This window comes from Moraxella sp. HMSC061H09, assembly GCF_001809255.1.
In the GTDB taxonomy this organism is placed as follows: Bacteria; Pseudomonadota; Gammaproteobacteria; order Pseudomonadales; family Moraxellaceae; genus Moraxella; species Moraxella catarrhalis.
This window is the reverse complement of the sequence record NZ_KV796849.1, coordinates 215,769-237,270: the sequence shown is the minus strand read 5'-3', so window position 1 is coordinate 237,270 and position 21,502 is coordinate 215,769. Positions and strand designations below refer to the sequence as shown.

The following is a 21,502-nucleotide window of genomic DNA, read 5'->3' as shown; positions in this document are numbered from 1 at the left end:
GATTGTTATATGCAGTTAAAATTTATGGATTTTTGTTCTGGCATAGGTGCAGGGCGTCTGGGTCTAGAAAATGCAGGCATGTGCTGTGTTGCTCATAGTGAAATTGATTTGAATTCTGACCTAACCTATCAATTATTTTTTAATGATTACTCAAATTTGGGGGATTTAACCCAACTAAATTCAGATGACTTACCTGATTTTGATGTGATGCTTGCTGGGTTTCCTTGTCAAACTTTTTCCATTGTTGGAAAAAGAGCAGGGCTTGATGATAACCGTGGGCAAATTATTTATTATCTGACAGATATTTTAAAGCAAAAAAAAGTCTCTTTTTTTATCTTAGAGAATGTCAAAGGGTTAATTAATCACAATAAAGGTGAAACACTGAACTTTATCTTATCATTATTGTTAGAAGCTGGCTATGATGTGTATCATCAAGTATTAGACAGCCAATATTATGGCGTACCACAAATGCGCCAACGGGTTTATTTTGTCGGCATCAGAAAAGATATTAAGCACATGCCTTTTAAATTTCCACAACCAATTTTATCAAAACCGATTGATGACTTTTTAAGTGATGATAGGGATTATGAATTTGATGTCAATAATCCCACTTTTCAAAAATACCTAGCCAGCAAATATAACAAAAATCAATACAATATTGAAGAAATTTTAAAAAATGACCATAACATTATTGATTGGCGACAATCAGATTTGCGCCTTTATGATAAAAAAGTTCCAACACTAAGAACAGGTAGGCATGGTATTTTATATACCAAAAATGGTACACTTCGTAAATTAAGTGGTTATGAAAGTTTATTATTGCAAGGATTTTCAAAGCAGCTTGCCAAAAAAGTCATAGAACACAAATTACCTGATGGTAAAATACTCTCGCAGGCAGGCAATGCCATGACTGTTACAGTCATTGAACAGATTGGCAAACAATTATTAAAATCTATTGGTGAGCAAGATGAACAACAAGCAAAACTTGATTGATTTGGGTTCACAAACTGCCAAAAATGGTTTCAAAAATGAAGAAGGCATTTGTGCTAAATTTAATCACTGGCAATCTGATGAGATTGCTCAGAAGTGGCTTGTTATTATGGGCTATGATTTATCACAAATTAAGAGCGTAAAAGCAGTTATTTTATCTGGATATAAGGCAGATATTAATTTACAAGTTTTTGTATTCTATAAAGAAGTGGTAGATATTAAAAATATTCAAGTCAAATTGGTTAGTAATAAAAAAGGTTTTAACCAAATTGATAAACGATGGGTAAAATCCTATCAAGAACTTTGGCATTTTGATGACAACATTGGTCAACTATTAAGATATTTTACAGGTGAATTAAAAAAAGGCAGTAAAAAACGACTTTTAATGAATGAATTTACTGACAATGAACAAATCATGTTATTAAATTGGTTTAAAAATAATAAAATCTTAGTACTGAGCGATATATTGCGTGGGCGAGGTGAGTTTAGTGCTGAATGGATGTTGGTTGCTCAAAAATTATCTCAAAATTCTCGTTGGGCTTTAAAAAATATTAATGAAGTTTTGCAACACTATGGCGATGGTGATGTGGTGATTTCACCTAGGGGTTCATTAAAAATTGGAAGGGTAACCATGCAAAGAAAAGGTGGGGATAATGGACGACCAACTGCCAATATGCTTCAGTTTAAGATTGACCCAGCAGAATTATTTGAGCTTTAAAGTTATGGCACTAAAAATCACCACCGACTGTATCAACTGCGACATCTGTGAACCAGAGTGTCCCAATGATGCCATCAGTTATGACCAAAAAGGGCAAAAGACTTATGTCATCAACCCTGATTTATGCACCGAATGCCTAGGCTTTTATGATGAACCGACCTGTGATAAGGTCTGCCCCATTGACTGTATCATCAAAGATGATAGCCGACCTGAAACCCCTGATGAGTTAATGGCAAAATATAAGCAGATTTGGGGAAAATCATAAAAATAAATCTTTTAAAGTAAACCGATTAAAAAGCGTACCCATTAGTACGCTTTTAATGTTTTGGTGGTTGTTTATTGCTATGCCGTCAGTGCTTTTTTGACCAATCCTGAAATGATGGCAGGATCAGCTTGACCGACGGTCTTTTCTTTAACAGCATTCATTACGCGTCCCATATCTTTCATGCTATTGGCTTCAAGCTCAGTAATAGTCGCAGCGATGATATCATTCAGCGCCGCTTCATTAAGTTGAGCAGGTAGAAACTGCCCAATGACCTCAATTTCAAATTTTTCTTTGGCTGCCAAATCATCTCGACCATTCGCTTCATAAATATCCAATGATTCTTGACGCTGTTTGATTTGCTTTTGTAACAGCTCAAGCACAGCATTATCATCTAAAGTTGTCTGAGTATCAATCTCTACTTTTTTGATGGCGGCTTGTACATTACGCAGGATTTTTACCACTTCCATCTCTCGAGCTTTCATAGAAGATTTGATGGTTTGGGTTAATGAGTCTTTTAAAGTCATGACAGTTTTCCTTTAATGGGGTTGATTAAGTATGGTTTTGTAGGGCTAACAGCCGATCATATACGGTCGTTTTTTTTAATCCAAGTACATCTGCAACAATGCTGGCAGCTTTTTTGGGTGGGAGTTCTTTGGTGATAGCAAGAAGCCACGCATCATAATCCGTGCTTTGGTGTACTGTGTCATCACATCCTGCAACCACCACGACAATTTCACCTTTTTGTTGATTGCTGTCATTTTGGACAAATTGGACAAGCTCACCTAAGGGCAGCTTTTTGATGGTTTCAAAGGTTTTGGTCAGCTCACGACATAAAGTTGCTTCACGAGTTGCCCCAAAAACAGTCATCATGTCAGTTAAGGAGTCAACGATGCGGTGTGGTGCTTCATAAAATATTAAAGTTTGTGTGCAGGCTTGCCAGTGTTGCAAGGCTTTAAGTCGTCCATGCGACTTGGCGGGCAAAAATCCAGCAAAAGTAAATCGGTCTGAGGGCAGTCCTGCCACCGAAAGGGCGGCTATCGCTGCACATGCACCCACAATAGGCACTGTATTGATACCGTGTTCGTGAGATGCCTTGACCAATCGATATCCAGGGTCAGAGACCAAGGGTGTCCCTGCGTCGCTAATGAGTGCAACAGACTGACCAGAGTTTAATTTTTCAATTAGGTGTACGGTTTGCTTATCGGCATTATGTTCATGATAAGCAATCGTTGGCGTGGTGATATTAAAATGCTTTAGCAATTTGGATGAAGTACGAGTATCCTCACAAGCGATGAGATTGACGGATTTTAGTGTGCTGATGGCGTGTTCTGTCATGTCTGATAAGTTGCCAATTGGCGTGCTAACAATGTATAAAGTACCATTCATGATTATTCATTCTCACCAAAAATATCTGTATTGCTGGGTGATAGATGATGCTTGTCAGAAGGTGTTAGGTGTAGCCAATCACCAAGCACCAAAGCAAGCTCATCCATACCCTCTTTTTTAAGTGCAGAAAACAACTGAATACTAAAAGGTAAGTCCAATACTTCTAGCTGTTTTTTTGTTGCTAACAAGGCGGATTTTTGTGCGCCTCGCTTAAGCTTATCAGATTTTGTGAGTAAAACATGAACAGGTAATTTGCCATCTTTTGCCCAGTGTAACATTTGTTCATCAAAATATTTAAGTGGATGGCGGATATCAGTCATCAAAACCAGCCCTGCCAAGGATTGGCGAGATACCAGATAGTCTTCAAGTTCTTTTTGCCATTTGATTTTCATGCTTTCAGGTACAGCGGCATAACCATAACCAGGCAAATCCACGATGCGTGCTTGTTCATCACCCACCATAAAAAAGTTAATCATTTGGGTTCGTCCTGGTGTTTTGACGAACGAGCAAGTTGTTTTTGGTGTGTGATGGTATTGATGGCAGAGGATTTACCAGCATTGGAGCGGCCAGCAAATGCCACCTCAAAGCCTGTATCTTCAGGGCATAGTTTAAAGGTGGGAGCGGACAATAAAAACTTAGTTTGGTGAATTTGTTTTAATATCTCTTGGCTGTTCATATCAGTTAATCGTTAAACATAATATTTAAGTGTACCATGAAAGATTAAAAATAGCGATATGAGCCTAGGGCGATGCGTGTTAAATTTCAGGCAAACCATCTATTTTTTTCAATGATGATAAAAAATGGCCATTTAAAAAATAGCCATTTAAGTGACATATTAAGCTTAAAAATGAATGTAAAAAGATGACTGGTATCTTTTTTACAAGGCAAATAGACAACTACGCTTTATTCTAAGCTTTCTAGGCGAATACGCACAACAGGTTCAACCACTGCTCCGAGTGCTTCAATTTGGCGGATGGCGGCATTCATTTGTTTTTCTAAGACAGGCAGTGTTAAAATAATCACTGGTACTAAGCCTGATTTATGGGCATCACGCTGTAAAATGGCATCGATATTAATACCATTATCACTTAAAATGCGGGTTGTGTCTGCCAAAACACCAACTTCATCTTTGACCGTTAAACGCAAGTAATAACCCGATGTCATCTCATCGGCAGGGAAAATACCAATATCAGACAGCTCTTCGGGAATAAATGCCAAATGTGGTACATCGCTTGGTGTGGCGGCATTGATGACATAAATCAAATCCATCACATCAGCCATAACTGCTGATGCGGTTGCACCTGCACCTGCACCATCACCATAATACAGTGATTGACCTAAGGGGTGAGCATCAATCATAACGGCATTTTTGACGCCATTAACATTGGCAAGAAGTGCTTGCGAAGGAATAAGTGTAGGATGAACACGAAGTTCAATGCCATGATCACGGCGGATAGCAAAGCCTAAATGCTTGATCGTATAGCCAAGCTCTTTGGCATAGATGACATCTTGTAAGCCGATCTTGGTAATGCCTTCGCAATAAACTTTATCAAACTGTACAGGAATGCCAAAGGCGATAGATGCCAATAGGGATAATTTATGTGCCGCATCAATCCCTTCAACATCAAAAGTTGGGTCAGCTTCTGCATAACCAAGCGCTTGAGCTTCAACAAGTACTTCGTCAAATTTACGATTTTTTTGTTGCATCTCTGTCATGATAAAGTTGCCAGTACCATTGATGATACCAGTGAGCCAGTCAATTTTATTTGCCGCCAACGCTTCTCGGACAATTTTGATGATTGGGATACCACCTGCAACAGCCGCTTCATAGCGTACTTGGACGCCATGCTCTTCAGCCAATCTAAAAATCTCATTACCATGTTTGGCAAGTAAAGCCTTGTTGGCGGTTACAACATGTTTTTTGTGGCGAATGGCATGCGTGATGACTTCATAGGCAATATCTGTACCGCCAATCACCTCAATCACGATATCCACATCCTTCGCCTCTGCAATGGACATTAAATCAGCAGTTTGATTGATACTTGGGTCGATATCATGGCGATGACGGCGAGTCCCTGCGTGTGTTATCACAAGCTGATGACCGCTACGGCGAGCAAGCTCATTGACATTATCTTTAATAAGGTTTAATACGCCAGTACCGACAGTACCCAAACCCAGTACGGCAAGATTGATGGTATTATTCACAAAATACTCCGCTATCGGAATGTTAATTTTGATACATTTGGCGATAAAAAGACCACCAAACTCTGAAAAAAGCGTTTATAATCAGTGCTGATATGTTCAATATTAAAATTATTCAAATTAAAAAATACCTTTTAACACCTTTGATAAATCTATAAATTGCCTAAGTTATCATAAGTTCGTGTTTTGTGCTAGGTTTTTTTGGTGATTTAATTTTTACCCTTAGGTATTAGGGTGTACTTACCTGTGGTATTGACAACAAAAATACAATTTAGTCGTTTTTCATCATAAATAATATTAAATTTTATTTTTATCAAAACTTAATAAAATATTATCAAGGGTAGGCACGCCCCAGCTTTTTTGATCAATCAGGACAGTTATCGTTGTTCAATGGCAGTATGGATGAGATCTTTGGCAGGCATATAGCCACCAATCTGCCTGCCAGATTCGGCAAAAACAGCAGGCGTGCCTGATACGCCCAAACTACGCCCTAATGCCAAATGTTCTTGAACAGGGTTTTTACAATGCTTGGCATGGACAGTTTGACCAAGCTTAGCTGCTGTTAAGGCTGCTTTTCGGTCTTGGCTGCACCAAATTGCTTCGGTGAGCGGTATGTCTTGTTCTGAGCGTGGCCACGCCAAATAACGCACCTCAATACCGCCAGCATTGAGCTGCTTGATATCCTTGTGTAGCATTCGGCAGTAGTGGCAAGTTGGGTCGCTAAAAACATAAATAGATGCTTTATGCTGACTGGTTGCAGGGTAAATAATCATATCATCAGTATTGGCTTTGGCTAAGGTTTCTTTGGCCAAAGATGACTGAATGTCAGCGGTAATATCTGTCGGATAATCACCACTTAATTTGACAATTTGCCCTTGAATTAAATATTCACCCGATTTATCTGTGAACATTGCAGGGGCATTTTCAAAGCTGACCCAATAGATATCAGGCATGGTTGTTGGCAGGGCATTTGTCACAGTGATATCAACCCCTGCTTGGGTCAAATTATCTTGGAGCGTCTTGACAAGCGTGGTATCGCTTTGAGAAGAAGTTTGGGTTGTTGGCTGGCTGGCATTAGAGGTATCTTTGGCATGAGAATTGCCAGAGCTGCAGGCGCTTAATAATAAAAAGCTTGCCATCAGTGTTGGCGGTAATAATCGGTGCATAAAAATTTGACGCATGGTTTTAACAGCCTAAAAGTGATAAACATGGTAGTTTGAGGGTGTGATATCAATGATTTATCAGTCATTGAGCGACTTGCCTTTGATGATTAAAATGGCTGTTGCATGAAGTTATGAAGTATTGACATCTTAATCATCATATCCCAAAAGTCATTGGCTTAACTAAAATAGATAATCTCAAAAAATTATACCAAAAAATGGCCATTGCTACCAAGATATTTCAAGATATTTGTTTAAATGACAGCGTTAATTTTTACTGTGGTTTGTTTTGGTTTTATCGCATTGGATTATTATTCATATTACATTTATAATAAATTGATAATAACTTAACTTATTTTATTTTAAATAATCGCATCATCTGACTTGCAAATTGTCATAATTATTTGATACAATACGGCGTTATTTCAAACCTGCCTTTGGTGTTTTATCACTCGATTTAAAGCCCAATTAGGCGCTCATACAGGAAATAACCTATGCTACGCATTGCCTATGATGCTTTGACATTTGATGATGTCTTGCTTTTGCCCGCCTATTCTGAAGTTCTCCCAAAACAAACTTCCCTAACCACTCGCTTAACCAAAGATATTACCATCAATTTGCCCATTATTTCTGCTGCCATGGATACCGTCACCGAATCAAAAATGGCAATTGCGATGGCTCAGCTAGGTGGCATGGGTATCATTCATAAAAATATGGATATCGCTCACCAAGCACGCCGTGTCCGCCATGTGAAAAAGTTTGAAGCAGGTACGGTGGCAGATCCGATTACTGTTACCGCCGATGCAACGGTTGGCGATTTGCTTGCCTTGACGCGTGAGCATAAAATCAGTGGCGTACCAGTCGTTGAAGCAGGCACTAATAAGGTTGTGGGTATTGTCACTCATCGTGATTTGCGTTTTGAGACCAATTTATCTCAGCCAGTCGCCAATGTGATGACCCCAAAAGATAAGCTTGTGACTGTTAAAGAAGGTGAAACCCAAGAGCGTATCAAAGAGCTGTTACATCGCCACCGTATTGAAAAAGTGGTGGTGATTGATGATGATTATCAGCTTAAGGGGTTGATTACCGTTAATGATTTTTCTAAAGCAGAAAATAACCCGAATGCCGCCAAAGACAGTAAAGGTCACCTGCTGGTTGGTGCGGCAGTTGGTACTGGTGCCGATACCCAAGCGCGTGTTGAAGCATTGATCGATGCACAAGCCGATGTGATTATCGTAGATACCGCACATGGTCATTCCAAGGGTGTGATCGATCGTGTGGCGTGGATTAAGAAAAACTACCCTAATATCCAAGTCATTGGGGGTAATATCGCAACAGGTGATGCTGCTTTGGCACTGTTAGATGTAGGGGCAGATGCTGTTAAAGTGGGTATTGGTCCTGGTTCTATTTGTACAACCCGTATTGTTGCAGGCATTGGCGTCCCGCAGATAAGTGCCATTGATAGTGTGGCAAGTGCGTTAAAAGATCGCATTCCTTTGATTGCCGATGGCGGTATTCGTTTTTCGGGTGATATCGCCAAAGCCATCGCAGCAGGTGCTTCATGTATTATGGTGGGTAGCTTGTTGGCAGGTACCGAAGAAGCACCTGGTGAGGTGGAATTATTCCAAGGTCGTTATTATAAGGCTTATCGTGGTATGGGCAGCTTGGGGGCAATGTCTGGTCAAAATGGCTCATCGGATCGTTATTTTCAAGATGCCAAAGATGGTGTTGAAAAACTGGTTCCAGAGGGTATCGAAGGCCGTGTTCCTTATAAAGGCCCTGTGGCAGGCATCATCGGTCAATTGGCGGGGGGGCTAAGATCATCCATGGGTTATACAGGTTGCCAGACCATCGAACAGATGCGTAAGAATACCAGCTTTGTCAAAGTGACTTCCGCAGGCATGAAGGAATCGCATGTACACGATGTACAGATTACCAAAGAAGCACCCAATTATCGCCAAAATTAACTCTATTAATAGCAAATACAAGCACTCATTAGATAGGGTGGGTGCTTTTTAGAGCATAAAAAATAAACTGACACATGACTTATTGTCATATTTTTAAAATGCTTTTAATTTAGATAATGGCTAAAAATAACAGAATATTAATTTAAAGTTTTCAAAATCAAGCGATTAGATGAAATTATGAAAATAAATAACAATAATTCTGATTTATTTTAACCAATAATATCAATTATCATTTACAAGAAAAATTTTTTTTGATAAAATTCTTACTTGTACCTTGCTATTTTTTCTTATTTATCATTTTTGGCGGTATTTTCGTTGATTTTAGTAAGTAGATGAGCAAGGGATAATTTGACAAAAACAAATTTGATTTCAAGCCTCATAATCGGAGTTATTATGAATAAGTTTCAATTATTACCGCTGACATTGGCGGTGAGTGCCGCTTTTACAACCACTGCTTTTGCAGCTGTTAGCCAGCCTAAGGTTGTCTTGGCAGGCGATACAGTGGTCAGTGATCGCCAAGGTGCAAAAATTAAAACCAATGTTGTTACCTTACGAGAAAAAGACGAAAGCACGGCTACAGATTTGCGTGGTTTGTTACAAGATGAACCTGCCATCGGTTTTGGCGGTGGTAATGGTACTTCTCAATTTATCAGCATTCGTGGCATGGGTCATAATGCCATTGACCTAAAAATTGACAACGCTTATCAAGATGGTCAATTACACTACCACCAAGGTCGCTTTATGCTAGACCCCCAGATGGTCAAAGTCGTTTCGGTACAAAAAGGGGCAGGCTTTGCCAGTGCAGGCATTGGGGCAACCAATGGTGCGATTGTTACCAAAACCTTAGATGCTGATGAGCTTTTAAGAAACAGCGACAAAGATTATGGCTTTAAAGTTGGTGCAGGCTTATCAACCAACAAAGGTCATTCTTATCATGGCAGTGCCTTTGGTAAAGCACAGACAGGATTTGGTCAGGTAGATGCCCTTGTCTCTTATAATCAAGTAAATGACAGCGACTATAAAGGCGGTAAAGGGTACACCAATCTGTTGGGCAATGATGTGGTTACAAGAAGTGCCTTGGATAAATCCAGTTACCTTGTCAAGGCAGGGCTAACTGCTGGCGATCATCGATTTGTGGTCAGCCATCTAAATGAAGTTCATAAAGGCATTCGTGGTGTGCGTGAAGAGTTTGACTTCGCCAATCGTGCCTTGACGCTAGATATAAAAAAAGATGATAAAACCCTTACCGAAACTGAGCTTCAGGCAGAGTTAGATAACAAATATGCAGGCAAGGGTTACAAACTTGGCAGTAAAACACCAGATGGTAAAAAGTATAATGTGGTTGATGCCAATGGTAAATTGGTGGCTGATTTAGATAGGAACAACCCAACTCAGCGTGAAACCTACCAGAAGTTAACTAACCTTGAATGGACAGGTAAAAACCTTGGTTTTGCAAATGAAGTTACTGCCAATGTCTATAAGTTAGAACATGGACGCAACTCTTCTAGCGATCAAGGTAACACCTATATCACCAAAGATGTGCCCAAAGAGATAATAGATAATGTTGATACACCATCAAACATGCATGTGGTAGCCACAGGGGCTAATATTAATTTTGATAAAGAATTTAATCACAGCCCATTAAAAGGCTTTGGTGTTGACCATACTTTATTAAAATATGGCATCAACTATCGCCATCAAAAAGCTGTACCGCCCAGAAGTCTAAAACCTGGTGTGGTGCATCAAGAAAAAACCGATGCTGGCATTTATCTAGAAGCGGTTAACCAAATTAATGACTTTACCATCAATACAGGCGTGCGTGTTGACCGTTTTGACTTTAAAGCCATGGATGGTAAAAAGGTTGGAAAAACCGACATCAACCCAAGCTTTGGGGTGATTTATGATGTCAATCCTAATCTTAGCGTCAGCGGTAACCTAATCTATGCCACTCGTAGCCCACGCTTTGCTGATGCTATCCTAAGCCGTGGTTATCGTGGTGGTGTGATTAGTATTGATGACAATGCAAAAGCAGAAAAAGCACGCAATACCGAGATTGGTTTTAACTATAATAATGGACCATATACCGCCTTTGGCAGTTATTTTTGGCAGCGTGTGGATAATGCCAGAGCGACCGCTGATATAACTCGTCATGGTACAACAGATGCTAATGGTAAGCCTATTAAAGTACCAACACTTGGCAACCAAGGTCATCAGACCAACCAAGGCTATGAGCTGGGTGTAGGCTATACCGAAGGTGCGTGGCGTGCGCGTGCTGGCGTTGCTCACAGCAAACCAACCATGCACAATGTCAAATTTAGTGGCAATCCTGAATATGCCGTGCGTACAGGTCGTACATGGACAGCAGATGTCGCCTATCGCCTGCCAAACCCCAGTGTAGAGCTTGGTGTGAGACACACATTGGTTGAAGGGGTAGATGCCAAAGACACATCCATCATAAGTGGTGAAGTTAGCAAACTTAACCGTGAAGGCTATAATGTCAGTGACATCTATGCCAACTGGAAGCCTTATGGTAATGATAAGGTGAATGTAAACTTTGCGGTGAATAATGTCTTTAATAAAAACTATCGCCCACACACTCAGCGTGCTTCCATAGATACCTTACCTGGGGCAGGTCGTGATTTCCGTGTTGGCGTGAACTTCACTTACTAATACTTACCGATTTATCGGTATAATACTGAACACTCAAGCACTGCTTGGGTGTTCTTTTTATGGGTATGAGTGGATAAAAACGATAAAAAACCAATCGTATCATATTGATTGGCTATAATGATAAAATTAAATCATTACTGATTTAAAAACCACGCATTGGCACTGCGTTTGGCAGATTCGATTTCACTGGAGGATAAATTCAGAGCAAGCTGGCTGACTTTAACCTTAGCACGATTGCGTACATTATCATCAAGCATACCCTCACGAGCGGATAAATCATACCATTTATAAGCATCAACCAAGCGTTGTTGCTGCTCATCAATCATTGCCAAAGCATAGCTGGCACGATTATCCCCCAAATTGGCTGCTTTCTCAAGCCAAGCTCGGCCTGTGGCTATATCGGCTCTAACACCTTCTCCACGCAAATACATGATGCCAAGATTGAGCTGAGCTGGAGCAATATTTTTTTCGGCGGCACGGGTATACCAATAAACAGCTTTTGAGGCGTCTTTGGTAACACCTTCTCCTTTTTGCAAGCGTTTGGCAAGAAAAAACTGGGCATGATAATCACCACGAGCGGCTTGATTGGTCAAGGTTGTGATATCGATTGTTTCAAAGCGAGTGTTAGCAATGGCGGATAGAGAATGACTGAAAGTGGCACTGCCCAATATGCTGGCAAATAAGGTGATTTTAAGCAGTTTCATGGCGATGTCCTTTGGTGTGTGAAAGCTTTGTAAAGTCTCCCAAAGTCATATGATGCTGACTGTCGGAAGTATTTACAGATAAAACCAAATAATACATCCATACCGTTCATATATGATATTCAATGATATTTATACGGTCTATGGCATGGCATATTATGAATGAATTCAACCACTTAGTATAATGTATTTATATCATCATATCAGTAAACAAAGGGTAACAGAAAGTTGCATAATATCATCAATTCATATCGCTAGGTGAATGTGCTTGCTCAACAGTCAGCGATACCTTAGTACTTGGCAATATGATAAACGGCAACATCTGCCAGCAGATTTGGAATACGCTTGACCATATGATTTAATAGCACTGGAGGTAATTTTGGATTTGGCTTATCGCTAATGGCAACTGTGTCTAGAATGCGAATGTTATTTTTATCGCACAATTGTTCAAAATCCTTAAAAGTACATAGATGAATATTGGGGGTATTATACCATTCATGGGGTAGAGTGTCTGATATCGGCATCATACCTTTGATGCCCAAATACATACGGTTTTGCCAATAGGCAAAATTTGGAAAAGTGACAATGCCTTCTTTGGCGACTCTGAGCATATCGATCAATAGCTGGTCTGGGGCCTTGACTGCTTGTAACGCACGAGCCATGACGACCGTATCAAAGCTATTATCAGCAAAGCGTGCCAAGCCATCATTGAGATTTTGTTCAATGATATTTAAACCTTTGGCAATGGCTTGATTGATTTTATATTCATCAATTTCAAGCCCATAACCTGTGACGCCTAAATGCTTTTGAAGATGTTCAAGCAGCGTTCCATCACCGCATCCTAAATCCAGTACACGGCTATTAGGTTCTATCCATTGCTCAACAAGTTGGTGGTCAATACGCATAAAATACCTATATGGATTTGATGAAAATTTTTGCTAACATATTAAAATTATGCTTTATTTGGCCTGTAAAAAACCTTTGAGAGCATCACGATAACGAGGAATATCAAATAAAAAAGAATCATGACCATGCGGGGCATCGACATTTACAAAGCTAACTGGCTTGGTATTAGCCATTAAAGCATCGACCAACTCAACTGAGCGTTCGGGGCTAAATCGCCAGTCTGTGGTAAAAGATATTACCAAAAATTGGCAGCGTGTGCGAGACAAAGTCAGCTTTAGGGCATCTTCATCAGACAGACCATCAGGTGCATAGTCACGAGTCGGATCAAAATAATCTAATGCTTTGGTCATTAAAAGATAAGTATTGGCATCAAAGTTTTGGCTGAAGCGTTCACCTTGATAGCGTAAATAGCTTTCTACCTGAAACTCAACATCATAGCCATACATAAACCGACCAGATTTTAAATCTCGTCCAAATTTGGCTTTCATGGCATCTTCGGTAATATAAGTGATATGCCCAACCATACGAGCTAATATTAAACCACGCCGTGGATAAGTGCCATGCTCTAAATACCAGCCATCATGAAACTCAGGATCTGATAAGATTGACTGGCGAGCAACTTCATTAAAGGCAATATTTTGGGCGGATAATTTGGGCGTACTGGCGATGATCACACAGCGAGATAATCTATCAGGATAATCAACCGACCATTGCAGTGCTTGCATGCCGCCCATTGAGCCACCCACGATGGCATGCCATTTTTTGATTCCTAAGCGATCAGAGAGCATAACTTGGGTTTTCACCCAGTCTTTGATGGTAATCAAGGGAAAATCTGCACCATAGATTTTACCTGTTTTGGGGTTGATGGTGGTAGGACCTGTTGAACCATGGCAAGAGCCAATATTATTTAAACAAACTACAAAAAATTTGCTGGTATCAATCGCTTTGCCGTTACCGATAAGATTATCCCACCAGCCAGCCTTGGTATCATCAGCAGAATGATAACCTGCAGCATGATGGCTGCCTGATAAGGCATGGCAAATTAAGATGGCATTAGATTTATCTGTATTGAGCGTACCATAAGTTTCAATGACAAGCTCAAAAGCAGGCAAAACCTGCTGGCATTCTAATGTTAAAGGCTCATCAAAAATAAGCGTCTGTGGCTGGACAATGCCAACGGAACTTGGATCAAGATACGGCGCTGTTTGTTCATAATCAGACACAACGGTTTCCTAATTTATTCAATGTATTTATGTACTTAATCTTGATTAACTGAAGTTAATTGACTGAATTTAGCTAAGCATTGATTTTAATGATAACTTAACTAAACACCATCGTCTAACTAGACCTTAATTGAAAACCAACCTGATTGGGCGGGGTAACCTTAAAGATTTGCACTTTAAATAACACATCTTGACCTGCTAAAGGGTGATTAAAATCAACCAAAACCTCATCATCGGTTACCAAGCTTATGACACCAACCAGTGAATTTTGACCTTTATCGGCAAATTCCATCATCATACCAACCACAGGATTGGGTTCGGATAGGGCAAATTGTGTCCGAGTAAAAGTTTGTACATTTTCAGGATTCCATTGTCCAAAGGCATCATCAGCTGACAAGGTGGCGGTGCGTGTATCACCAGCTTTGAGGTTGATTAAGACTTTTTCAAATCCTGCCAATAAACTTTCATCGCCGATGGTGAGTGTGACAGGTTCGTGGCGATGAAAAGTTGAATCAATCACCTCACCGTTCATCAAACTGACCTCAAAATGTAAACTGACGGTACTTTTATGGGTGATGCGAACTTCTTCACTGGGTAAAATGGGTGTATTCATGAGATGGCATTCAATTGGTGAATTGGATTTTGGGATGGATGGCGGTTTTTGTGGTTATTTTAGCACAGTTAATCAACAAAGATGGTTAAAACTTGAAAAATTGCGATTTGATTGGTGCTGGGTCTTTTAAACCTTATGGCAAAATGGTCAAAAATCTGCTCATTTTGATTGAATTTTTTGACCATTTTGACAGGCGATGGGTGATTTAAACAGATCGCCGTTTTTTTTCTAAAAATAGCATGTCATAAATAATCATTGCCATCCCAACACAAATACCAATATCTGCAATATTAAAAATCGGATAATGCCACACATCAGCATAATGCACATGGATAAAATCCACCACATGATTATGTAAAATACGGTCAATGACATTACCAATAGCACCACCTAATACCAATGATAAGCCTAAGTTTAGGATGTTGGCGGTTTTTGGTGCTTTTTTTAGATAAATGATGATGCAGCCTGAGACTATCAAACCTAAAATAGCAAAAAACCATTTTTGCCAGCCATTTTGATCTGCCAAAAAACTAAACGCTGCACCATAATTATGCGCCAAAGTCCAGTTTAGGATGGGTGAAATGACCTCAACACTCTCACCAAGCTGAAAGGTGTTTTTAAAATAAAATTTGGTCATCTGGTCACTGACTAAGACCACAATAGCAATGAGATAATAGCCCATGACCTGCTTGGTATTTAAAAGCAAATGATTAGGCATACAAACGCATCTCCCCATCATCTAAATTCTGCACACAACGACCACAAATCTCAGGATGCTCGGCGTGTGTACCAACATCAGTACGAACATGCCAGCAGCGGACGCATTTTGTGCCATCAGCAGGCGTGATGGTTGTAGACAGCGTATCACCAGATCTCACGGTTGCATCAGAGGTGATGAATACAAAGCGTAGTTCATCACCAAACTTATTTAAGATATCAGTGATATCTTGTGGAGCGGTAATGGTAACTTTGGCGGTCAGATTACTGCTGACAATTTTATCACTGCGTGCTTGCTCGATGGACTTATTCACCGTATCTTTGATTAAGGCAACTTTATCCCAATCTTCGTGACTGATATCATTCATCTGAAAGTCTGGTAACTGGTACCATTCAGCGGTAAAAATATAGCCTTGTGTATCTTTTAAAACCTGCCAAGCTTCTTGGGCAGTAAATGATAAAACAGGAGCAATCCAACGCAATAAAGCATGGGCAATGTGATATAAAGTCGTTTGAGCTGAACGCCGTGGCAGACCATCTGCCTTAGTGGTATAAGTGCGGTCTTTGATAATATCAAGATAAAACCCGCCCAAGTCTTGGGAACAAAATCCCATAACCGTTTGGCAAACTTGATGAAAATCCATGCTATGATAAGCTTGGATAATCTCTTGTTGGATATGTTTGGTGCGATATAAGATATATTTATCCAAACTGATGAGTTTATCTGTTGATACCATATCGGTTTTGGGGTCAAAGTCGTCCGTATTGGCAAGTAAAAAGCGAATGGTATTACGAATGCGGCGATACATATCGGTTGTACGGTCAAAGCCTTCTTTAGATACAGCCATCTCGTAGCGATAATCTGACGAACCTACCCACAGACGCAAAATATCTACACCCATTTTATTGGCAATATCTGATGGTTCAAAACCCTTGGTATTGCCTTTGGATTTGGATAATTTATGGCCTTTGGCATCAACAGTAAAGCCATGCGTTAAAACTTGTTTATAAGGTGGGCGACCATAAATAGATTCACTGACCAGTAACGATGACTGAAACCAGCCACGATGCTGATCTGAGCCTTCTAAATATAAATCAGCAGGGTTGGATAGCTCTTTGCGGTGATTTAGGACAGCAAAATTGGTTGCACCTGAATCAAACCACACATCTAGTGTGTCGGTTACTTTGTAATACTCACCGCTCTCATCACCCAAAAAGTCGCTAATGTCAGCATCAAACCATGCTTCAATACCGCCTTTTTCAATGATTTGGGCGGCTTTTTCAATAAGCTCGGAGGTGCGTGGGTGCAATTGGTCTGTTTCTTTGTGGATAAAAAAGGTAATCGGCACACCCCATGTGCGTTGGCGTGAGATACACCAGTCAGGGCGACCATCAATCATGGCTTCAATGCGGTTTTGACCCCATGCTGGTGTCCATGTGATATTTTTAATATCGTTTAGGGCTTTTTGGCGAAGTCCGTTTTGTTCCATGCTGATGAACCACTGGGGCGTGGCACGAAAAATAATGGGGGTTTTGTGTCGCCAGCAGTGTGGATAACTGTGGCGGATTTTTTTGTGGTCAAGCAAGTGTCCGCTTGACCCCAAAGTCTCGATAATCTTAGGCTGCGCTTTGTAGATGTGTTTACCCACAAAAACCTTGGCATTGTCCAAATACACGCCTGCATCACTGACGGGGTTTTCAACAGGTAAATTGTATTTGTTGCCCACAATATAGTCGTCCACACCATGAGCAGGAGCGGTATGCACCAACCCTGTACCACTGTCAGCGGTAACATGCTCGCCTGTGATGATGGGTACTTGGCGTTCGCTGATAAGGGGGTGTTGGGCGTTTAAGACGGTCAAATCCGCCCCTTTGATGGTTGTGATTGTCTCAACATCATCAAGTGCCACATTTTTGCTAAAATCCGCCACCAAATCATTTGCCACGATAAAATGGGTGGTGTGATTGATGGTGCTTGGGTTTGTGATGGTATAGACCCACATTTTACCAAAGTCATTTTCTACATCTTTTTGATAAACTGCCCCCAATTTTTCTACCGCCTTTTTGGAGCGGTCATTGCCTTCATGTATCTGAAAACAGACGGCATTTCTGTATTTAAAGGCGTGGTTTAATAAGGTGTGTTTAATCTCATCATTTACCCCTTTGCCCCAAAATTCGGGTGTGATGAAGGTAAAACCAATACCGATGGTATCATCTTTGGCATTGTCATGACAAAAACGGGTTGTGCCGATGATATTGCCAGTTCGCTTATCAATAATGGCATAGGCTTTATCTTTCACTGCTTGTTCAAAAAATGGTTCAAACACCTCTGGCAGGTGTCGTTTGGTTGGCATAAATTGCCAAATGGCAGGGTCGGATGCACACGCTTGTAGTGCCTGCTTATCGGCTTTGGTTAGGGTTCTTAGGGTAAAATTTTTACTGTCAATTTGGCTTGGTAGTGCAAAGATGGGGGTTTTTTTGCCCTTAATGACGGCATAATCAAAATCGCCATGTACCGAGATTGCTTGGTTGGCAGGCAGTGTCCATGGGGTTGTTGTCCAAATGACGGCTTGAAGCGTGCCACTGATATTGGCGATGATGGGTAGGTTTTCACGATTGACAATATCAAAGCCAACATAGATGGCATCTGAGGTTTTGTCTTGGTATTCAACCTCCGCCTCAGCTAAGGCAGAACCACAATCTAAGCACCAGTTGACAGGTTTCATGCCACGCACGATATGACCGTTGTCATAAATCTTTCCCAATGCTCGCACGATATTGGCTTCTTGTTGGTAATTCATGGTCAAATAAGGATTGTCCCAATCGCCAAGCACACCCAAGCGTTTAAAATCTGCCATTTGTAGTTGCACCTGACTTTTGGCATACTCTCGGCACGCTTCACGAAACTTTGTTGCATTGACCTTTTGTCCGACTTTACCAATTTTTTGCTCTACTTTTTGCTCAATGGGCAGACCATGGCAGTCCCAACCAGGGACATAAGGGGCGTCATAACCATCCAAGGTTTTATACTTGATGATAATATCTTTTAGGACTTTATTAACCACATGGCCTAAGTGAATTTGCCCATTAGCATAAGGGGGGCCGTCATGTAGAATATAGGTTTTGCGGCCTTGGCGAGCCTGACGAATTTGCCCATAAACATCGTCTTTTTCCCATTGTTCCAACCAAAGTGGCTCACGCTTAGCAAGGTCTCCTCGCATGGCAAAAGTGGTATCGGCAAGATTTAGGGTGTTCTTGTAGTCGGTGGTTTGGTCGGTCATAACTGGCTCGTAAAAATAAAGGAAGATGGGTGATTATAGCCTAGTTCACAACATTTATAAAGACAAAATTTACCTCAACTACCCAAATGATTATTGATAAATTTTAGGGTAGTAAGTTTTGTAATAACCCTCCAGTTTATCATTATCTACCTTATAGATATGAACAACATCTAAATTTTTATCAATCATAACAGACAACATTAATAAAAAACAAATAATCACACCATAAAAATAAATCAAAAATCCATTATTTAACACCCAAGTCGTCAAAAAAACACCAATGGGAATAAACACAATACAACACGCCAAAAAGATAAATTCAAAACTGGCACGAATATCCTTTGGGGTTGCTGTACAGCGAATATGGGTACTGTTAATATTAAACATTACCACCCCAACACCCATCATTATTAATGCCATGCAAAACAGATAAAATCCGTCCAACAAAGACAATAAAATCCCAATCGCAACCAATACAATGCTACACACCACACTTTTATGACTGCCAATTTTTTTATTGAATAATTTTAGAAAGTAAACACTACCCAATATCATTCCAATACCAAAACAACCCTCACTAATACCGATATAAAATGCAGGTAATTTAAATTTATTTGCTATATTATAGGGAATGATATAAGCAATCATTGGGGTGATGATAAAATTAGCCAGCAATGATACCAAAACCATCAATCTTTCAATGGGATTTTTAAGTAATATTTTAAAGGTATTTTTTGATTGTTTTTCTAAGTTTTCCTGCAATTTTATATTTTTTATACCATAAAACAAAATGCCACTTATAAAAGATAAAATAATACAAGCACATATAATTTGATGTGCACCAAAATAATGAATAATAAACCCAGAAATAGCGGGAGACAAGATGGTATTGATGGAATTGACAAATCCACGCACCTTAAAACCATTTGATTTATTGTTACCACCATACAAGTCATTGGTAAGGCTTGTCCCTAACGGATTTAAAAGAATGGTAAAAATAGAACTAATAACAAAAATTATACCAAAAATAAAATAATTATGAATAAATAATAATGGCAAAAAAGATAATAAGCAAATAACACAAAAACACAGTAATATCTTTTTACTATGAATGGTAAATTTTGGTTGACTGCACACCCAAGAAAACAACAACAATGCCAACACCTGACACGCCCAAGAAGTTCCAATAAAAACCCCCAAATGCTGGGGGTTTTTAAATACGGTAAGCATTAACCAAGCAAACAAAAAACCAACGGTTCTAATACTTGTATTCAGTACTGTTTCTGCAACTTGATAAACATAAAAATCCCTATGCTTCATTGTCTTTTCCTTGTAGATATTTCTTGTACACTTCATCAAGCACAACAGCAGCATTCATTGCTCTTGTAAACCCACTGAATATTGCGTTTTGTATCAATATTTCTTGAATTTCTTCTTTTGTAATACCAAGCTTATAAGCAGCTAGCCCCTGAAATGACAATTGCCTTTCTGAACTACCCATAGCAATAAGTGCTGATAATGTTGCTATATGCCGTTCTTTAATGCTCAAAACACCTCTTTGATAAATATTTCCATAAATTGAATCAATAAGCATTTCAACTAAATCTGGTGCTATTGGGTATAAATCATCGTTTAGCCTTCTTACTGCATCGTCATTAAATCTTTGCATCAATTCGATGGTTTCTTTGGATAACTTATCTGTTAATTTCATTAGGCATATCCTTTAATTCTTTGTAACAGTTCTCAATTATGGCACTTCCCAAATTCGTTAATTTTCCATTTTTGGAAATAACATCATAGCAAGCTAAAAATTGTTCCTTATTTTTATTGATATGAGAAATCAGATCATCGTAAGAATATTGAGTATTTTGTTTTTTGATAATTTGATTAAAAAATCGTGCTATTCTATACAAAACAAAAGCTGCGTGATATATACCATTCATTGTTCTTAAGCCAGTTCTAAGGGGTGATGGATAACGCTCATCATCTGAGTTAAGCACAACTTCATCATGTATCATTACAGATAACAATATTTGATGAGCAGATTCGTGTATAATCTTATCTAAGATAAACAAATCATCTTTATCAACAAAAATCTCTTCATTGAAAAAAATACAGCCTAGTTTATCAAAGTCACTTCCAGAATAAACCATTTCTTGACTATCTTTAAAGTCTACGCCAAATACATATATATCATCCACTATATTGTCAATTTCCATATAAGTTTCAAAATCAATATCCTTAATAAAATTCATAAGATTATTAATTTTTAACTTATACTCATCAATTAAATTAACATTAATTGGTTTGCAGGAAAATTCATAAGCATCATCATTAATTTTATTAAACTGATTTAAGTACAGGTTGCCCACATCTCCCACACCAGAGAAAATTATTTTTTCTCTATCATAAAACGAGATAAATTTATTAAAAGAAATAAACACATCATTTATTTCATAAATATTATTTTTTGTAATTGATTTAACAAGGTGATTAATAAAGTGGAATAAGATACCTCCCAATATGGAGTGAGATTCTGCAAACTCTATATTTTTGGCTATATTTTTCTTGAAATCTTTATCTAAGATTTCATCGCAAACATCCAACAAATAATAAAAAGAATCTACAATCTTTTCATTATTTGCACCACGCAATACAATTGCCAAAGATTGGTTTGGATTATAAATATCATTAAAATTCATT

Annotated in this window: 18 protein-coding genes and 1 pseudogene; 5 read left to right on the top strand and 14 right to left on the bottom strand. The window is 39.2% G+C overall.

The window, feature by feature from the left end:
• Positions 1-9: 9 nt before the first annotated feature.
• From dcm to HMPREF2573_RS05250, 3 genes are all read left to right on the top strand, one after another.
• Positions 10-993, top strand: coding sequence for a DNA (cytosine-5-)-methyltransferase (dcm, locus tag HMPREF2573_RS05260; protein WP_003660765.1), 984 nt, complete (start codon positions 10-12; stop codon positions 991-993).
• A 106-nt stretch (positions 994-1,099) separates the two neighbouring features.
• A complete protein-coding gene (locus HMPREF2573_RS05255) occupies positions 1,100-1,708 on the top strand; it encodes a PDDEXK family nuclease (RefSeq protein ID WP_226889837.1) in 609 nt (202 codons plus the stop codon).
• Positions 1,709-1,712: 4 nt separating this feature from the next.
• Positions 1,713-1,973 carry a YfhL family 4Fe-4S dicluster ferredoxin gene (locus HMPREF2573_RS05250; RefSeq protein ID WP_003660762.1) on the top strand — a complete coding sequence of 87 codons (261 nt, stop codon included), beginning with the start codon at positions 1,713-1,715 and terminating at the stop codon, positions 1,971-1,973.
• A 77-nt stretch (positions 1,974-2,050) separates the two neighbouring features.
• Here HMPREF2573_RS05250 and HMPREF2573_RS05245 read toward each other — a convergent pair whose 3' ends face one another.
• The 5 genes and pseudogenes from HMPREF2573_RS05245 to HMPREF2573_RS05225 form a co-directional block, all read right to left on the bottom strand.
• Entirely contained in the window at positions 2,051-2,497 is a 447-nt protein-coding gene (locus tag HMPREF2573_RS05245) for a GatB/YqeY domain-containing protein (RefSeq protein ID WP_003660760.1), read from the bottom strand.
• A 25-nt stretch (positions 2,498-2,522) separates the two neighbouring features.
• Entirely contained in the window at positions 2,523-3,359 is an 837-nt protein-coding gene (gene rsmI, locus HMPREF2573_RS05240; RefSeq protein WP_003672930.1) for a 16S rRNA (cytidine(1402)-2'-O)-methyltransferase, read from the bottom strand.
• Between the two features lie 2 nt (positions 3,360-3,361).
• Positions 3,362-4,035: pseudogene (gene yihA / locus HMPREF2573_RS05235) on the bottom strand (ribosome biogenesis GTP-binding protein YihA/YsxC).
• Between the two features lie 227 nt (positions 4,036-4,262).
• Positions 4,263-5,564 carry a homoserine dehydrogenase gene (locus tag HMPREF2573_RS05230; protein WP_070472802.1) on the bottom strand — a complete coding sequence of 434 codons (1,302 nt, stop codon included), beginning with the start codon at positions 5,562-5,564 and terminating at the stop codon, positions 4,263-4,265.
• A 374-nt stretch (positions 5,565-5,938) separates the two neighbouring features.
• Entirely contained in the window at positions 5,939-6,742 is an 804-nt protein-coding gene (locus HMPREF2573_RS05225) for a DsbC family protein (RefSeq protein WP_003659154.1), read from the bottom strand.
• A gap of 473 nt (positions 6,743-7,215) precedes the next feature.
• Between HMPREF2573_RS05225 and guaB the strand changes: the two genes are divergently transcribed.
• Together guaB and HMPREF2573_RS05215 are read left to right on the top strand one after the other, a co-directional pair.
• Positions 7,216-8,688, top strand: a complete 1,473-nt coding sequence (gene guaB, locus HMPREF2573_RS05220; protein WP_003659156.1) for an IMP dehydrogenase — start codon at positions 7,216-7,218, stop codon at positions 8,686-8,688.
• A 393-nt stretch (positions 8,689-9,081) separates the two neighbouring features.
• Positions 9,082-11,358 (top strand): TonB-dependent receptor domain-containing protein, encoded by a 2,277-nt coding sequence (locus tag HMPREF2573_RS05215; protein ID WP_038519905.1) that lies wholly within the window; start codon positions 9,082-9,084, stop codon positions 11,356-11,358.
• Between the two features lie 134 nt (positions 11,359-11,492).
• Here the strand turns inward: HMPREF2573_RS05215 and HMPREF2573_RS05210 are convergent, their stop codons facing one another.
• The 9 genes from HMPREF2573_RS05210 to HMPREF2573_RS05170 all read right to left on the bottom strand — a co-directional run bounded on the left by HMPREF2573_RS05210 (position 11,493) and on the right by HMPREF2573_RS05170 (position 21,501).
• Positions 11,493-12,062 (bottom strand): tetratricopeptide repeat protein, encoded by a 570-nt coding sequence (locus HMPREF2573_RS05210; RefSeq protein WP_003659160.1) that lies wholly within the window; start codon positions 12,060-12,062, stop codon positions 11,493-11,495.
• 287 nt (positions 12,063-12,349) lie between these two features.
• Positions 12,350-12,964 (bottom strand): methionine biosynthesis protein MetW, encoded by a 615-nt coding sequence (gene metW, locus HMPREF2573_RS05205; protein WP_003659165.1) that lies wholly within the window; start codon positions 12,962-12,964, stop codon positions 12,350-12,352.
• A 54-nt stretch (positions 12,965-13,018) separates the two neighbouring features.
• The gene (locus tag HMPREF2573_RS05200) at positions 13,019-14,188 is read right to left on the bottom strand and encodes a homoserine O-succinyltransferase MetX (RefSeq protein WP_070472800.1); all 1,170 of its coding nucleotides are present in this window, start codon (positions 14,186-14,188) and stop codon (positions 13,019-13,021) included.
• A 115-nt stretch (positions 14,189-14,303) separates the two neighbouring features.
• Positions 14,304-14,801 (bottom strand): FKBP-type peptidyl-prolyl cis-trans isomerase, encoded by a 498-nt coding sequence (locus HMPREF2573_RS05195; RefSeq protein ID WP_070472798.1) that lies wholly within the window; start codon positions 14,799-14,801, stop codon positions 14,304-14,306.
• A 205-nt stretch (positions 14,802-15,006) separates the two neighbouring features.
• Positions 15,007-15,519 (bottom strand): signal peptidase II, encoded by a 513-nt coding sequence (lspA, locus tag HMPREF2573_RS05190; protein ID WP_003669222.1) that lies wholly within the window; start codon positions 15,517-15,519, stop codon positions 15,007-15,009.
• Positions 15,512-18,739 (bottom strand): isoleucine--tRNA ligase, N-acetyltransferase domain-containing, encoded by a 3,228-nt coding sequence (gene ileS, locus HMPREF2573_RS05185; protein WP_310790504.1) that lies wholly within the window; start codon positions 18,737-18,739, stop codon positions 15,512-15,514. The genes lspA and ileS overlap by 8 nt, the downstream gene beginning before the upstream one ends.
• 150 nt (positions 18,740-18,889) lie before the next feature.
• A complete protein-coding gene (locus HMPREF2573_RS05180) occupies positions 18,890-20,155 on the bottom strand; it encodes an MFS transporter (protein ID WP_227502634.1) in 1,266 nt (421 codons plus the stop codon).
• On the bottom strand, positions 20,109-20,510 hold the full coding sequence (locus tag HMPREF2573_RS05175) for a carboxymuconolactone decarboxylase family protein (RefSeq protein WP_003660749.1): 402 nt from the start codon (positions 20,508-20,510) through the stop codon (positions 20,109-20,111). Before HMPREF2573_RS05175 ends, HMPREF2573_RS05180 begins: the two co-directional genes overlap by 47 nt.
• Positions 20,494-21,501 carry an aKG-HExxH-type peptide beta-hydroxylase gene (locus tag HMPREF2573_RS05170; protein ID WP_003672151.1) on the bottom strand — a complete coding sequence of 336 codons (1,008 nt, stop codon included), beginning with the start codon at positions 21,499-21,501 and terminating at the stop codon, positions 20,494-20,496. The genes HMPREF2573_RS05175 and HMPREF2573_RS05170 overlap by 17 nt, the downstream gene beginning before the upstream one ends.
• Position 21,502 lies beyond the last annotated feature (1 nt).